Source organism: Desertivirga xinjiangensis, assembly GCF_024436435.1.
Taxonomy (GTDB): Bacteria; Bacteroidota; Bacteroidia; order Sphingobacteriales; family Sphingobacteriaceae; genus Desertivirga; species Desertivirga xinjiangensis.
Window position 1 is genome coordinate 1 of the sequence record NZ_JAFMZP010000004.1, and the last position, 16350, is coordinate 16350.

The following is a 16350-nucleotide window of genomic DNA, read 5'->3' on the forward strand; positions in this document are numbered from 1 at the left end:
TACTGCAGTAACATGTGGGAGAGTAGGTCGGTGCCAAATCTTTATTAAAAACAGAAGCTCGTTAGTTATACTAACGGGCTTTTTTGTTTGGGGCGGAATTGCTGTAGAAGTTTGGTATAAGCGCACGCGGCTCGCGGATCAAGCGGAAAAGTTCTGGGCATTATTTCTTTGTCATCCTGAACATGTTTCAGAACCTCTTGCCTAAACAGGGCATCATGCACATAGTTCAAGAGATGCCGAAATAAATCCGGCATGACGATAGGCGTTAACATGCTTAGCCCCCCCAACTTTTACGCTTGATGCCTTAATTTATAAAACGGCACTAAATATTTATATGGGGAGGCTAGTTACTTAAATATAATAATAAAGCCTTGCTCTTTGGGAGCAGGGCTTTATTATTTGTGCTGGAGAGCTTTATTAAGCTTCTTCCAGATGAGAGCCAGTAACAATTTCTCTGATCTTTGTTTCTAACTCATCCATCAGATCTGGATTATCGAGGATCAGTTGCTTTACAGCGTCGCGGCCCTGGCCTAACTTAGTATCTCCGTAACTGAACCATGATCCTGATTTCTTAATTACCTCGTATTCTACTCCAAGATCGATAATTTCTCCCACTTTGGATATACCCTCTCCGAACATAATATCGAACTCTGCAAGGCGGAAAGGAGGAGCCACTTTATTCTTAACTATTTTAACCTTCACGCGGTTTCCTGATACTTCATCAGAATCCTTGATCTGGGATATACGACGTACGTCCAAACGCACAGACGCATAGAATTTCAAGGCGTTACCTCCGGTAGTTGTTTCCGGGTTGCCAAACATTACACCGATCTTTTCTCGTAATTGGTTGATGAATATACAGCAGCAGCCTGTTTTAGAAATAGTACCCGTAAGCTTACGTAATGCCTGAGACATCAAACGTGCCTGTAGGCCCATTTTTGAATCGCCCATTTCACCTTCTATTTCGCTTTTCGGCACCAATGCTGCCACTGAGTCAATGACAATAATGTCAATTGCTCCGGAGCGGATCAGGTTATCGGCGATTTCCAGGGCCTGCTCACCATTATCTGGTTGTGAAATCAATAGGTTTTCGATATCTACTCCAAGTTTTTTTGCATAGAACTTATCAAAAGCATGTTCTGCGTCGATAAATGCAGCAATGCCACCTTGCTTTTGACACTCAGCAATAGCGTGTATAGCCAAAGTTGTTTTACCAGACGACTCTGGTCCATATATTTCTATGACACGGCCTTTAGGAAGACCGCCTATACCAAGGGCTATGTCAAGACCAAGGGATCCGGTTGATATAGATTCTACAGCTTCAACTACGCTATCACCAAGTTTCATAATAGTCCCCTTACCATATGATTTCTCTAGCTTATCCAGGGTCAGTTGAAGAGCTTTTAATTTATCTGCGTTGCTCATTTTTTTAGTTTATTAATACGAAGTTATGAATTATAAAGCAAAATGCTAATATTTTTTGCTAATTAATATTGAGGTGATTTGAATAAATAAAATTATTCTTTTACTTCGAATTTTTTTAATGCCTCCGTCAATTTAGTCACTTTTTTACGCTTACTTAATTCGCGCTCTTTTTTACGCTCTGCAATCGCCGCCTGAGTGAGCGCTGTAGCTGTTTGCTGGTAAGCATAATACTTACAGAAATGGGTGATAGGACAAATCTCGCACTTCGGGCGGCGTGCCAGGCAGATATAGCGTCCGTGCAAAATTAGCCAATGGTGCGCGTGCCTGATTGTTTCTTTTGGTAAGTATGCGATCAATTGTTTTTCAACTGCGAGAGGCGTACTGGCGTTCCTCGTCAAACCTAAGCGGTTGGCGACACGGAAAACGTGTGTGTCTACAGCCATGGCAGGCGCTTCAAATACAACGGAGGTGATAACATTGGCTGTTTTTCTGCCAACACCAGGCAGTTTTTGAAGATCTTCCATAGAAGATGGAACCTCGCCATTAAACTGTTCTACGAGTATCCTGGCCATTCCGGAAAGGTGGCGGGCCTTGTTGTTTGGATAGCTCACCGATCTTATAAGTTGAAAGATGTCCTCTACCTCTGCCTGTGACAAGGAAAAGGCGTCTGGATACTGCTCAAATAGTTTAGGTGTGATTTGATTGATCCGCTTGTCTGTACATTGTGCCGAAAGTATGACAGCAACAAGCAGCTCGTAGGGATTCGAATAGTTAAGTTCTGTTTTTGCATCAGGCTGATGAGTAGAGAAATACTCAACAAATGCCTTAAAGCGATCTGTTTTTAGCATGACTAAGAATTGAAGTAAAATTCAGGCATGGGGCTTACAAAAGGTTTATGAGGAGCCAGGCAGCCTAAATTTCAGTAGCAAATTTGAATGAGGTAAGATGCTTAAAGAGATAAGTTTCGTGAATGAGCTAGTATATTCTCAATGGTGCTTTGATGCGGTTGTCTGATTTCGTTATTTAATTCGCTTCTAATAAAGGCGAAGAAGATTTCATCTTCGCTGTTCAAAGAACAAGAAGGTTCATCAGGAGTATTCTCAATGAATAATAGCGAGGCTGGAGTAGAAAATTGGATCATACGCAATGCTGTTTTTTGATATATAAATCTAAAACGGCATTGCGCATGAAATTATTTTATTCCACAAGAATTTTTTTCGGATTGTTTACGAGCTTCAAGGTCAGTTCCTTAGCTTCCATCATTTTCCTGAGGTTATTAAGGGCATATCGCATTCGGCCCAGCGCTGTATTGATACTTACATTGGTGATCTCTGCGATATCTTTAAAGCTCATGTCGCCATAATGCCGCATAATTAATACCTCCTTCTGTTCTGAAGGTAAAAGCTGAATCATTGCTTTCAGATCTTTATGAGTTTGATCGCGGACCATTTTTTCCTCAATGCTTTCATCATAAAACCCAAGAACATCGAAAATATCGAACCCATCACCATTGGTAATAATAGGAGTGCGCTTTTCCTTACGGAAATAGTCAATAACCAGGTTGTGCGCAATTCGAAGCACCCATGGTAAGAACTTTCCTTCTTCGTTATATTTACCTGCTTTTAGCGTGTTTATAACTTTGATGAATGTATCTTGAAAAATATCTTCTGCCAGAAAATCGTCTTTTACCAGCATATAGATAGATGTGAAAATTTTTGCTTTGTGCCTGCGGATCAACTCTTCTATGCCCGCTTCCGCACCTGCCATGTACACATGTACCAGCTCGTGATCATTTTTATCTTGAAGATTCATAGGACTCCCTTTCTGTAAATTCCCCTTTAAAATTGTTAGTAAAATTTATTAAGTAGAGTTTTTCCTATAATTCCCTTTTGTTTAAAAATGTGTGCGTTGTGTGTGGTGTTGTTATCTCAAATTTAATTACTAAATTTTATATGTGCAAACATTTATTTAAAAATAATGAGTTAATTGGTGGTATTTTTGCAGGAAAACAGTTGGTGCTGTTTTCGAATTAATACCTTAAGGTGTTTTAAATAAGTTTAAGTGTCCGTTTTCATGAGTATAGAATCAGAAAAAGATCCCCAAAAATATATCATCATAAAAGGTGCCCGGGTGCATAACCTGAAGAATATTGATGTAGCGATACCGAAGAATAAGCTGGTTGTGATTACAGGAATGTCTGGTTCGGGTAAATCGTCACTGGCTTTTGACACTTTGTATGCCGAAGGGCAGCGCCGGTATGTGGAAAGTCTCTCGTCTTATGCGCGTCAGTTCATGGGCCGGATGAATAAACCGGATGTTGATTATATCAAAGGAATTGCGCCGGCCATTGCCATTGAACAAAAAGTGATCACCAGTAATCCCCGTTCAACTGTAGGAACATCTACCGAAATTTATGATTATTTGAAGCTATTGTTCTCAAGGATCGGAAAGACGTTTTCTCCGGTCTCAGGGAAGGAAGTGAAGAGGGACACGGTAACAGACGTAGTGAATTTTATATGCTCACTTGGGCAGGATACCTCTGTGACTGTTTTCTGTCCGCTGCATCCGCATAATAATCGTTCCTTAAAGGAAGAGCTCGCTGTGCTTCTTCAGAAGGGGTTTTTAAGAGTTTATTATAAAGGAACCCTTTCCAGGATAGAAGATCTGCTGGAGGATGAGTCAGTAAAGAATGACAAGCTGTTGGATTCTGAAACCTTGCGGGTGATCATAGACAGGATTTCGGTTAATGAGGAGGAAGAAACGGTGAGCCGGATGGCGGATTCTGTGCAAACCGCATTCTTTGAAGGTAAAGGGGACTGCTTTGTTGAGGAGAATGGAAACGTCCATTTCTTTTGTGACAGGTTCGAACTTGACGGGATTAAGTTTGAAGAACCCAATCCCAACTTTTTCAGCTTCAATAATCCTTACGGGGCCTGCCGGCGCTGTGAGGGGTATGGCAAGGTAATGGGAATAGATGAAGACCTGGTAATTCCTGATAAAAGCAAATCGCTATATGACGGCGCAGTGGCTCCCTGGAGAGGAGAAAAAATGCGTGAATGGCTGGATGAACTTTTAAAACATGCCTTAAAATTTGATTTCCCGGTTCATCGATCATATAATCAATTGACTGAAAAGGAACAGCAGCTTGTTTGGTCAGGTAATAAATATTTCCGCGGATTGGATGCGTTCTTCAGGCATCTTGAGGAGCAAACTTATAAGATTCAGTACCGGGTATTGCTATCGCGATATCGTGGAAAAACTACATGCCCGGATTGTAAAGGAAGTCGTTTACGTAAAGATGCGTCTTATGTGAAAATAGCTGATAAGTCAATTACCGATATTGTTTTGATGCCTCTGGATTCGGCGCTTAGTTTTTTCGAGACGCTTGATTTGAAAGAGAATGATACTAAAATAGCGAAGCGACTGCTTATAGAAATAACAAACAGGATCAGGTTTTTGAACGACGTTGGCTTGAGTTATTTAACACTTAATCGCCTAAGTAATACGCTTTCAGGGGGAGAGTCACAGCGCATTAACCTCGCTACGTCGTTAGGTAGTTCTCTGGTGGGTTCTGTTTACGTACTGGATGAGCCGAGTATTGGCTTGCATCCCAGAGATACCCAGCGCCTGATAGGTGTTTTAAAGTCGTTGCGTGATGTTGGAAATACAGTACTAGTGGTAGAACATGAAGAGGAAGTAATGAAAGCCGCCGACCATTTGATTGATATTGGCCCCGAAGCAGGTACCCAAGGAGGAGAGTTGATATTTACCGGCGTTTATGATTCTATTATAAAGGACGAAATTAGTTTAACAGGGAAATATCTGAGCGGCCGGGAAAAGATTGAAGTCCCAGAAAGACGGCGTTTATGGAACGACTGCATAGAAATCAAGGGTGCAAGGGAGAATAACTTAAAAAATATTAATGTTAAAGTACCTCTCAATGTGTTTACTTGCGTTACGGGCGTTTCCGGTTCGGGGAAAACATCCCTAATTAAGCGAATTCTTCAACCTGCAATACAAAAAGCTATCGGGAACTATTCAGGCGAACAAACGGGCGCTTATGATGAGCTGACAGGCGATACGGGCAAAATCCAGCAGGTAGAGTTAGTGGATCAGAACCCAATAGGCAGGTCGTCCCGCTCCAATCCGGTAACTTATGTTAAGGCCTGGGATGAGATAAGGAATTTGTATGCTTCGCAGGCATCCGCAAAAGCAGCAGGTTTAAAACCCGCCGCTTTTTCATTCAACGTGGAAGGCGGCCGCTGTGATGTATGCCAGGGGGAAGGAGAAGTGAAAATCGAAATGCAGTTCATGGCAGATATTTTCCTTCCATGCGAGGCTTGTAATGGTAAACGCTTTAAGCAGCATGTGCTGGATGTAACATATAAGGAAAAGAACGTTTCTGAGGTGCTTGATCTTACAATCGATGAGGCTTTAGGGTTTTTTGCGGAAGAGCCAAAGATCCTTAATAAGATCCAGCCACTTGTAGATGTAGGTTTGGGCTATGTCCATTTAGGCCAGTCGTCGAACACCCTGTCTGGAGGTGAAGCGCAGCGTATTAAATTAGCTTCATTTCTAATTAAGGGAAATAATAGTAGCAAAACTCTGTTCATTTTTGACGAGCCGACTACTGGACTGCATTTTCATGATATAAAAAAATTACTGAAGTCATTCACTGCCTTATTAGATTTGGGGAACAGCATTCTGGTGATCGAACATAATATGGATGTGATAAAGTGTGCAGACTGGGTTATCGATATCGGTCCTGAGGGGGGTGACAAAGGGGGGAATCTTGTATTTGAAGGATTGCCTGAAGACCTGGCTAAGAAAAAAGGATCTTATACCGGCAAATTTTTGAAGGAGCATTTGCAATAGGTGGCCGGTTGTTTAGGCGAATTCTGACACAAGCATTATGTGGTCTGCAGGGAATATTACTATTTTTAGCAGATATTAAATAATCATTCTATTTTGCCTCAATATCGGGCAGAGTATAGATAATTCTAATGAAAGAGCAATCCAGATTAATTCGTAACCAGGCTCCGCGAAGTCATAACAGGGAGCATTCAGTTCCTTTATACCTGACTTCAAGTTTCATATTTGATGATGCAGAGCAAGGCAGGGCAATTTTTGCAGATGAAGAGGACGGAAATATTTATTCGCGTTATTCCAACCCAAATACAACAGAATTTATAGATAAGGTCTGCAATCTGGAAGGCGCAGAAGCAGGTCTCGCTTTCTCATCGGGAATGGCCGGGATATTTGCTTCGTTAGCAGGCTTACTCCGGAGCGGAGACCATATCATTGCTTGCCGTTCGGTGTTCGGATCTACGCATCAGTTGCTGAATCAGTTGTTTCCGCGTTGGGGGATCACCTATACTTATGTGGATGCCTCGCAGCCTGAAACCTGGGAGGCAGCAATTCTTCCTGAAACCAAAATGATATTTCTGGAAACACCTTCCAATCCTGGTCTTGAACTGATAGACCTTGAATGGTTAGGTGGATTTAAGAAGAAATATCCTCATATTATTCTTAATGTTGATAACTGCTTTGCGACACCTTATTTGCAAAAACCTTTGCAATACGGGATTGATTTGGTTGTGCATTCTGCGACTAAATACATGGACGGACAGGGACGTGTTTTAGGTGGTATTGTTTGCGGCAAAGCTGAACTGATTAAAGAATTGATGTTTTTTATAAGGCATACGGGGCCTGCTATGTCTGCTTTTAATGCATGGCTTCTTTCTAAAAGCCTGGAAACGCTTACTTTGCGTATGGATCGACATTGCAGTAACGCGTTGAAACTTGCTGAGATGCTTGAAGAACATCCTGATGTGGAAGTGGTGAGGTATCCGCATCTTCCTTCACATCCTCAGTATGATCTTGCAAAAAAACAAATGAAACAAGGCGGTGGAATTGTTACCTTTAATGTAAAGGGAGGATTTGACAGGGCTAAAAGCTTTCTTGATGAGCTGAAGATGATCTTATTTACATCGAATCTGGGAGACTCCAGGTCCATTGCAACTCATCCTGCATCAACAACTCATTCCAAACTTAATGACGCCGAACGTTTGGCTATCGGTATAGCGCCTGGAAGTATTCGCATATCTGTAGGATTAGAGGATGCAGAGGATATTCTTGAAGACGTTAGGCAAGCTTTAGATAATTCGAAATAAACCATCATCTGGGTTGCTCTTAGCAGCTTTACTAGTAGAAACAAATGAAGATAGAATTGAACAGAGTAAATGATGCCGTACATTTTGAGGCATCAGGTATGACAAGTGTTAAGGTAAATATTGACGGCTCGCCCGAAATTGGTGGCCAGGGCTTAGGCGCCAGGCCTATGGAACTGGTTTTAATGGCTTTAGGCTCTTGTAGTTCACTTGACTTACTGCAGATTTTAAAGAAACAGCGTCAGGAAGTCAAAGATATCTCTATTTCGGTAGAAGGAGAGCGTACAGACAAGATACCTGCCGTTTTCACTAAAATACATATGACATTCGACCTTAAAGGAAATATAGACCCTGCCAAGGCAGAGAAAGCGACAGAACTGGCTGTGAAAAAATATTGTTCGGTGCATGATATGCTGGCTGCCGGTGGTGTTGAAATCACTTATTCGATTAATATCACAGAGGCAGCCGAACTGGTGTAAGCTTTTTTTTGTCTTGGTAATGATAAAAAGGGGGGATTCATAATGGATCCCCCTTTTTTATTTGGGCTTTTGTCTGTCCTTAGGAGTTCCGGAGAGCTCTTAGGATTCATAAACAAAATGGGATCAAGCGGAAAAGTTGGAAGATGTTCTTCCTTCGTCATCCTGAACTTGTTTCAGGACCTCTTGCTTAAGCATGTCCTTTATAGTCCAAGAGTTGCCGAATCCTGAACTTGATTCAGGATCGGCATGACGACCGTTTTAAAAAGTTTGGCACTAATGCGCTTAGCCGCCCCCAACTTTTCCACTTGATCCACAAAATGGAGCCTTTGACTCGGTTAAAGCGCTATACAAAAACGCCTGAGGAGTCGGAGACCCTCTTCTATTTGTTGATCCTTAGTCCCTGGCGCGCTTAAGCCCCGGCTAAAGACTAAGGACAGCGCCGAGCGTGGGAATACGCTAATATTTGCTTGATGCAAATGCAACAATTGAACATTCAGGCTGTTAACATATTTACATTAGTGTTACATGTTTAAACATCAATTTGTATTTCTTTGAATAAAAACTTAAAATATGGCAACAACTACTACCTGGGTTATAGACCCAACACATTCGGAGATTCAATTCAAGGTGAAGCACCTGGTGATCTCAACCGTAACCGGTAATTTTAGAAGCTTTGACGGTAAAGCCGTATCAGCTAATGAAGATTTTACAGATTCAGAGATCGAGTTTACAATTGATGTTAACAGTATCGACACTAATCAGGAACAGCGAGACGCACATCTTAAATCAGCAGATTTTTTTGATGCTGAAAAATATCCAAAGATGTCCTTTAAGTCAACTTCTTTCAAAAAGGAGGGTTCTGATTACAAACTGGTTGGGGATCTAACCATTAAGGATGTAACTAAGCAGGTTGAGCTTGATGTCGAGTTCGGGGGAGTGGCAGGAGATTTTTATGGAAATACCAAAGCAGGATTTGAATTAAGCGGAAAGATCAGCCGTCGCGAGTTCGGATTGGTTTGGTCAGGGATTACTGAAGCGGGGACTGTAGTTGTTGGAGACGATATAAAGTTGGTTTTAAGCGTGCAGTTTGCTAAGCAGGCTTAAACGTTAAGCATGGTCGGTTAAATAATCATTCAACCGATCATGTTTATATTTAGAATCAGGCGATTTGAGCCGAATTATTGAGTTTGCTCTGGTTATTCCGTAAAAATTTACCTTTGCCCGATTTGAATGCTTTTAAATCGTTTTTTATTAGATCCCTTAATTCTTTATCCAAGTTTGATGAGGTATTTAAAACTACAACTTTCATATAGTGTTAATTTAGTGTATAACACTTAGCATATCTCGTTCCAAAGCATATTTGTGTGCTGATTGGCGCTTTAAGGTCTCTTTGTGTATGGATTTAACTACATTAAAATACAGATGGTGCCTAGGCCAGCATACGAGAGAAAATATATTTTACATTAAATGCGGGGGATTAACAGCTTTAATATGATCGAAATTAATTAAAAGCGTAGTTTTGTATAATATGGAATGGGTTCTGATTAAAGATACACTACCCGAACAAGGTGAAGACGTTCTATTGTTCGACGGCGGTCAGATTTACTTTGGCTATTACAGCGAAATATCTGACAAGTTTATTGTTGGTGACGACAAAGTCAATATAAGTGATTTTACGCATTGGATGAAATTGCCGGCATTTCCGGGAAAGTAATCTTTTCACGCTATCGTTATGTTATAAATTGACGGATAGCATATAACAAAATAATTATCTTTGCATTTTTAAATAACAGCATGAATATAAGTTACGGAGCTCGACGAGAAGTAATGAAGCATATTGAGAAATATATGCTTGATAATATGCAGACGTACCTTAAGTCTATTGATACTAACTGGCAACCTTCCGACTTTCTGCCTGATTCTAGTAAGGATAATTTTTTTGAGGAAGTGAAAGAGTTACAGGAATGTGCAAAGGACCTTCCTTACGACCTGATAGCTGTGCTTATTGGAGATACAATTACTGAAGAAGCTTTGCCTACTTATGAGTCATGGCTTGCTACCGTGGAGGGAGTTTCTAAAGATGAAGAGGGAGGCTGGATGAAATGGCTTCGGTACTGGACGGCAGAGGAAAACCGGCATGGCGATCTGCTTAATAAATACCTTTATTTGTCTGGACGTGTGGATATGCGTCAGATGGAAATCTCGACCCAATACCTCATCGCAGATGGTTTTGATATTGGTACAGACAGAGACCCTTACAGGAATTTTATCTATACCAGTTTTCAGGAGCTGGCAACAAATATATCACATCGCAGAGTAGCTTCTTTGGCTAAAAAGAATGGCGATACCTTACTTTCTAAAATGTGCGGTGTTATAGCATCAGATGAGGCCAGGCACGCTAAAGCTTATACGGATTTTATCTCACAGATCTTTAAGGTTGATCAGAGCGAAGCTATGATCGCTTTCGAAGATATGATGCGTAAAAAAATCGTTATGCCTGCGCACTTCCTGCGTGAAATTGGAAAAAAGGCTGGTGATACTTTCAGTCACTTTGCAGATGCGGCACAACGTCTGGGGGTGTATACTGCTGTTGACTATGTAGATATCCTGCAAGATTTAATTAAGAGCTGGAACATCGAACAGGTTACAGACTTAACCGACGCCGGTGAAAAGGCCAGAGATTATATAATGAAACTTCCTGGGCGTTTGACAAGGATAGCTGACCGGATGAAAGATCCGGGGCTGGAGTATAAGTTTGCGTGGATACATGCTATGTAGGTAAAAATAAAAGGGGAGCAAAATTGCTCCCTTTTATTTTTACTTGTCTTTCTTAGCGTCTGATCTGTAATCTTCACTCTCTTCGATCCCTTTATCCCATTCGGGAGAGTTACCACTTTCAGTAGGATTAGGATTTATACCATTTATATTTGCATTGTCTGTTATGAAATCTTGGGTTTTAAGAACAGATTTTGATTTGTCCTCCTTCTCTTTCTTATTTTCTACCGGTTTCGATTTTGATGATTCTGACATGATTTTTCAATGTTTATGTACTTATTAAACTGCTGAATAAGTGTTTTGTTCACCTCAAATCATATCAGGTATTTATTGTTGTTGCTGCTGCATTTCTAAATATTGCTGAAAGCTGTTTAAGGGAATCGCAGTTTCGGGCAATGTTACCGGAATTATTTCGGCATCTATCTTTTCCTCTTCCTCGTTTTCGTATGATACGGTGACGGATACTTCCAGTTTATGTTCCGCAGCGCCTTTGTACACACCTTTTACTGGCGAACAATCCGAAAAATTACGTCCTACCGCAAGGCGCACATGGGTTTCAGTTGCAATGCAGTTGTTGGTTGGGTCTAAACCCAACCATCCGTAAGTGGGGATATATGCTTCAACCCATGCATGGGTGGCTCCTTCACCTCTCATGCCATTTTTATGGGGACATATATAACCGCTTACATAACGGGCAGGTATATTTATCGATCTAAGCATTACAAGGAGAATGTGAGCAAAGTCCTGGCAAACACCGGCTTTTAAATTCCAAACTTCGTCGAGGGTGCTTTCTACTGTAGTGATTCCCGGGATATATTTGAAGTTGTTAAAAACGTATTGATTGAATCGTCCAGCGACAGCATAAGGTGTTTCATTGGCAGTCTTTTCTTTTTCAATTACCGTTCTGAGTTCATCGAATCCTTCGAAGGATTCCTGCTTTAAATAATCCACATAAGGAATTTGATGTTTTACCTTTGTCAGCTCATCCCAGTGATGGAGTGCAAAGAAGTCGTCTATTGGCAGGGCCCTGGGACTGGTATTTACAAGGATTTTGGAATAAATAACCAGCTCTGTGTGAGGCTCACAATTAGTGAAACTTCCAACTTCATTTCCATAATAGTCGCGGTACACATCTACATGCGGGTCGCCAGTGATTTTCAGTTCATGGTCTAATACTTCCTGGTGCTCATCTTTAATGGGAAATAGAATGATTTGATTTGCACTATCCCTCACTAACCCTTTGTAAGTGTATTTTGTGATATGTTTAATTTTGAACTGAGGCATGTTGATTGTTTGCTACGAATATGCAAAATATTGGATGTTGACAGCATTGCCAATTGCATATAGTTCTTTTTTAACTGAATATAGATAGTTGTGCAAGCCTTCTTCCTGTATTGTTTCTATGGTGCTGTATTTTATCCGGCTATGTAACCTGCCTACTAAAAAAGAAAGTTCCTTAACTTCAGTAATAGTGTTATTGATCTTTAATCTGTCAAGATAGCGGCTTATCTGACCAACCGAATATAATACAGACCGGGGAAAGTCGTGGTTAAGAACCACCATTTCGAGTACGTTCTCGGCTTCAAAGCCCTGGCGGTAGGTTTTCAGGTAAAGTTCGTAGCCTCCTATAGACAATAACAAGTGTTTCCAATAGGTTGTATCTGTGAGTAAATCTGGCCCATTGTCGATCGTGCTGAATTTGCTATCCAGAATATCAATTGACTGTATGCTGCGTTCGAGGTATTTGCCAATATTCATGAAACTTCTGCGTTCTCCTCGCTCCATGGTTACTTCTGCAGTGCCATAGTACAGCATTACCTGTTTTATCAGGATGTCTAAGGCTGATATCGGGTCATCTTTTCTCAATGTTGAAATGAGACGCTGGTCTTTCACCAGATGGTAATATTCATTGAGGCATTGCCATAAATCCTTTGTTATGTGATCCTGAACGCTTCGGGCGTTTTCCCTGGCAAGGGTGATGATATTAGTAATCGAATTGGCGTTTTCCTTGCCTGCAACGAGGTAGGAGAGAACCTCACGACTGTTAAATTCTATTTGTTTGACATAATTTTCATCCAGTCCCGTATAGATCTTAATAACCGGACGCCATGAAAACTCCTGAATGGAATCCTGCGACGATGCGTAATATATTTTAAGCATTCTTAAAATACCGTCGCTGCGCTCAACATAGCGACTGAGCCAATACAGATTTGCTGCTACTCTGCTTAACATTATTGTTGTTTAATTTAAGATGCTAAAACCCAGGTGTCCTTGCTGCCACCTCCTTGTGAACTGTTGACAACCAATGAGCCTTCTTTTAGCGCAACCCGGGTGAGGCCGCCAGGTACAATCTCAATGCCATTAGGTCCGCATAACGCAAAGGGCCTCAGGTCGATACGTCTCGGGTGAAGTTGTTTATTCAAATAACAAGGTGCTGCAGAAAGGCTGATTGTTGGTTGAGCAATAAATTGTCTTGGGTCTTTCAGTACCTCTGCCTTGTATGTGTCGATCTCAAGATCGGTAGCGTTGTAACCCATAAGCATACCATATCCACCGCTGCCATTGGTTTTTTTGATCACCATTTTGTCTATGTTATTAAAAACATAGTCTTTATGTTCAGGGTCATCCAGCTTGTAGGTGGGCACATTTTTTAATAAAGGTTCTTCATTCAGATAATATTTAATCATCTGAGGGACATATGAATATATTGCTTTGTCGTCTGCAACTCCGTTTCCAACGGCATTTACGATAGCTACATTACCCTTGCGGTAAGCGCTCATTATACCGGCAACACCAAGTACGCTTTCTGGATTAAAGACCAGGGGATCAAGGTACTCATCATCTACACGGCGATAGATAACATCGACCTGCTGGCGACCATTAGTTGTCTTCATAAATACTTTGTGGTTGTCAACAAGTAAGTCTTTTCCTTCGACCAATTCAACACCCATTAACCTGGCCAGGGTAGTGTGTTCAAAATATGCTGAGTTGTAAATGCCGGGGCTTAACAGTACGATTGTCGGATTTGAGATTTGTCTGGGAGACAGAGACATCAGGTTTTTGTATAGGATGTTCGGATACTCTGTCACGCTTCGTACTTTGCACTGAGGTAAAAGATCGGGGAACAAGCGTTTAGTAATTTCCCTGTTCTCAAGCATATAACTTACCCCTGAAGGCGTGCGGAGATTGTCTTCCAGAACGTAATAAGTGCCGTCAAAATCTCTTATCAAGTCAATCCCAGCAATATGAACGTAGATATCATAAGGAACAGAAACATTAAACATTTCCCTTAAGAAGTGCGGACATGAATAGATCATTTCAATTGGAATGACCCTGTCCTTTATGATAAACATGTTGCTGTAAATGTCTTTCAGGAAGAAATTTAATGCTTTTAGCCGTTGCTTTATTCCTTTTTCAATGAAACTCCAGTCGCTCGCAGTAAGAATGCGGGGAATAATATCAAAAGGAAAGATCTTTTCGATACCTTCTCCACTGTTGTATACGGTAAATGTAATACCCTGACTCATAAAGAGTCTTTTGGCTAATTCTTCTTTTTTATTAAGGTCGTCGGCCGATTCATTCGCCAGATAATCGATTATTTTCTTGTAAGGTGAGCGTATTTGGTGTTCCTGGGTGAACATCTCATCCCAGGTGTTGCTTTCTGGGAGGTAACTTTCTAAAAAATTGCTACTCATCTTTCCTGTTTTTTAAGCTTTTTGTAGATATAGTATAAATACTTCGGGTAATTTATAAAAAAATGAGTTTATCTTTAGAAAATTATAAAAATAAGTTAGTTTTTGTGTAGTTCTATTGCATTGATTATAGTTTGGCAGTACTTTTTGATTTCCTGTTCTGTGATGATCAATGGTGGAGCGATCCTGATAGCTGTATCGCAATGTAAAAACCAGTCGACAATAACTCCGTTTTCTACGCAGGTTTTGCTTACAGCTTCCACCTGTGGAAAGGATTCCAGTTGAATTGCGAGCATCAATCCCATACCTCTAACCTCTTTAATAAGGGGATGCTTTAACAATTGTCTGAACAGAGCTTCTTTAGAAGGAACTTCAGCCATCATATTTTCCTCGAGTATCGCTTCTAATGTGGCCATACCAGCAGCACATGTTACGGGGTGCCCGCCAAAAGTTGTTATATGGCCAAGTATTGGATTGTCTTTTATGGAATCCATGATCTTCCGGCCTGCGATGAATGCTCCGAGGGGCATTCCTCCTCCGATCCCTTTTGCTAAAAGTAAGATATCAGGAATGATACCGTAGTGTTCAAAGGCGAATAATTTTCCTGTACGACCGAAGCCTGTCTGGATTTCATCCATTATTAACAAGGTGCCCGTTTCATCACAACGTTTTTGAAGCGTACGTAGGTAATCGTGAGTTGGTACAATTACTCCTGCTTCTCCCTGGATGCTCTCGATGATTACGCAGGCAGTGTCCTGTGTGATGCCTTGAAGGTCGCCAATGTTATTATATTCGATAAAGTTAACGTTTGGCAATAAGGGGCGGTAAGCTTTCTTGTAGTATTCATTACCCATCACACTCAGGGCACCGTGTGTACTGCCGTGGTAGGCATTATTGCATGAGATGATCTCTTGCCTGCCGGTAAATCGTTTCGCTAGTTTCAAAGCGCCTTCTGTGGCCTCGGCACCAGAATTTACAAAATACACCGAGTTTAGGCTATCGGGTAGAACACTGACAAGTTTTTTCGCAAACAATACCTGTGGTGCCTGTACGTATTCGCCATACACTGCAAGGTGCATGTATTTGTCGACCTGATCTTTGATAGCCTGTACTACTTTTGGATGGCGATGTCCAACATTACTCACAGCAAAGCCGGATACAAAGTCTACGTAAGCCTTACCTGAGGAATCATACATGTATAAGCCTTCGGCTCTCTCAATTTCAAGGAGCCGGGGCGAATTTGATGTTTGTGCATTGTTTAACAGGAATAATTGTCGGAGACTAAGCATGTGATCTTTGTAAATATTAAAGGCTATACTGAGTATAGCCGAATTTAAGAATTAGCATTAAATAAAAAGCCCCAAAAGTCAGGGGCTATTGAACTAACGATTTTTACTGCTTGTGCCGTCTTTCACCGAGCTCTTTAATTAGTTTCTCTCTAAATTCACGCTCGGCAGGATATATCATTGCTACTTTTTGTGCAGGTAATACCTGCAGGAAATCCTTATTGTATCGTTTTCTTATTTCTAGGATCAGAGATTCGTATTTAATCTCATCTACAGGTGCTCCCCCGGAGTTCTTAAATGACATCCGCTCTGCCCGTCTTTGGCTGATCACCTGTTTTATTTCTTTCTGATACTTGTTAAATACGGGCCAGAACCGTTGTGCCTCCTCAGGGCTCAGATCTAATTTTTTCGTTAAAAATTCAACCTTTACAGCATCGATTTGCTTGCTTTGCTGGGCCATAGCGGTTGAGCTCAGGCCAAGTATAATTAGTAATTTAAAAATCCACTTCTTCATCAAATTGTT

The 16350-nt window shown here is 41.0% G+C and carries 15 protein-coding genes; 6 read left to right on the forward strand and 9 right to left on the reverse strand.

Annotation, left to right across the window (positions count from 1 at the left end; all coding sequences use genetic code 11):
* Positions 1-417: 417 nt before the first annotated feature.
* The 3 genes from recA to J3P37_RS11480 form a co-directional block, all read right to left on the reverse strand.
* Complete coding sequence (gene recA / locus J3P37_RS11470) at positions 418-1425, reverse strand: recombinase RecA (RefSeq protein ID WP_256011287.1); 1008 nt, start codon at positions 1423-1425, stop codon at positions 418-420.
* A 92-nt stretch (positions 1426-1517) separates the two neighbouring features.
* On the reverse strand, positions 1518-2273 hold the full coding sequence (gene nth, locus J3P37_RS11475; protein ID WP_256011288.1) for an endonuclease III: 756 nt from the start codon (positions 2271-2273) through the stop codon (positions 1518-1520).
* 349 nt (positions 2274-2622) lie between these two features.
* A complete protein-coding gene (locus tag J3P37_RS11480; RefSeq protein ID WP_256011290.1) occupies positions 2623-3237 on the reverse strand; it encodes an RNA polymerase sigma factor in 615 nt (204 codons plus the stop codon).
* Between the two features lie 261 nt (positions 3238-3498).
* Between J3P37_RS11480 and uvrA the strand changes: the two genes are divergently transcribed.
* The 6 genes from uvrA (at position 3499) to J3P37_RS11510 (ending at position 10852) form a co-directional block, all read left to right on the forward strand.
* Complete coding sequence (uvrA, locus tag J3P37_RS11485; RefSeq protein WP_256011294.1) at positions 3499-6300, forward strand: excinuclease ABC subunit UvrA; 2802 nt, start codon at positions 3499-3501, stop codon at positions 6298-6300.
* 128 nt (positions 6301-6428) lie between these two features.
* Entirely contained in the window at positions 6429-7598 is a 1170-nt protein-coding gene (locus tag J3P37_RS11490) for a trans-sulfuration enzyme family protein (RefSeq protein ID WP_256011295.1), read from the forward strand.
* Positions 7599-7642: 44 nt separating this feature from the next.
* Positions 7643-8074, forward strand: coding sequence for an OsmC family protein (locus J3P37_RS11495; protein WP_256011296.1), 432 nt, complete (start codon positions 7643-7645; stop codon positions 8072-8074).
* A gap of 570 nt (positions 8075-8644) precedes the next feature.
* Positions 8645-9178: a YceI family protein gene (locus J3P37_RS11500; protein WP_256011297.1), complete on the forward strand. Its 534-nt coding sequence runs from the start codon at positions 8645-8647 to the stop codon at positions 9176-9178.
* A gap of 424 nt (positions 9179-9602) precedes the next feature.
* Positions 9603-9788 (forward strand): DUF551 domain-containing protein, encoded by a 186-nt coding sequence (locus tag J3P37_RS11505; RefSeq protein WP_256011298.1) that lies wholly within the window; start codon positions 9603-9605, stop codon positions 9786-9788.
* 80 nt (positions 9789-9868) lie between these two features.
* A complete protein-coding gene (locus tag J3P37_RS11510; RefSeq protein ID WP_256011299.1) occupies positions 9869-10852 on the forward strand; it encodes an acyl-ACP desaturase in 984 nt (327 codons plus the stop codon).
* A gap of 39 nt (positions 10853-10891) precedes the next feature.
* Here J3P37_RS11510 and J3P37_RS11515 read toward each other — a convergent pair whose 3' ends face one another.
* The 6 genes from J3P37_RS11515 to J3P37_RS11540 all read right to left on the reverse strand — a co-directional run bounded on the left by J3P37_RS11515 (position 10892) and on the right by J3P37_RS11540 (position 16341).
* The gene (locus J3P37_RS11515) at positions 10892-11104 is read right to left on the reverse strand and encodes a hypothetical protein (protein WP_256011300.1); all 213 of its coding nucleotides are present in this window, start codon (positions 11102-11104) and stop codon (positions 10892-10894) included.
* 72 nt (positions 11105-11176) lie between these two features.
* Positions 11177-12133: a transglutaminase family protein gene (locus J3P37_RS11520; RefSeq protein ID WP_256011302.1), complete on the reverse strand. Its 957-nt coding sequence runs from the start codon at positions 12131-12133 to the stop codon at positions 11177-11179.
* 12 nt (positions 12134-12145) lie between these two features.
* Positions 12146-13081 (reverse strand): alpha-E domain-containing protein, encoded by a 936-nt coding sequence (locus J3P37_RS11525; RefSeq protein ID WP_256011303.1) that lies wholly within the window; start codon positions 13079-13081, stop codon positions 12146-12148.
* Between the two features lie 14 nt (positions 13082-13095).
* Positions 13096-14544 (reverse strand): circularly permuted type 2 ATP-grasp protein, encoded by a 1449-nt coding sequence (locus J3P37_RS11530; protein ID WP_256011304.1) that lies wholly within the window; start codon positions 14542-14544, stop codon positions 13096-13098.
* Between the two features lie 95 nt (positions 14545-14639).
* Positions 14640-15830 carry an aspartate aminotransferase family protein gene (locus J3P37_RS11535; RefSeq protein ID WP_256011305.1) on the reverse strand — a complete coding sequence of 397 codons (1191 nt, stop codon included), beginning with the start codon at positions 15828-15830 and terminating at the stop codon, positions 14640-14642.
* A 103-nt stretch (positions 15831-15933) separates the two neighbouring features.
* On the reverse strand, positions 15934-16341 hold the full coding sequence (locus J3P37_RS11540) for a hypothetical protein (protein ID WP_256011307.1): 408 nt from the start codon (positions 16339-16341) through the stop codon (positions 15934-15936).
* Between the last annotated feature and the right edge of the window lie 9 nt (positions 16342-16350).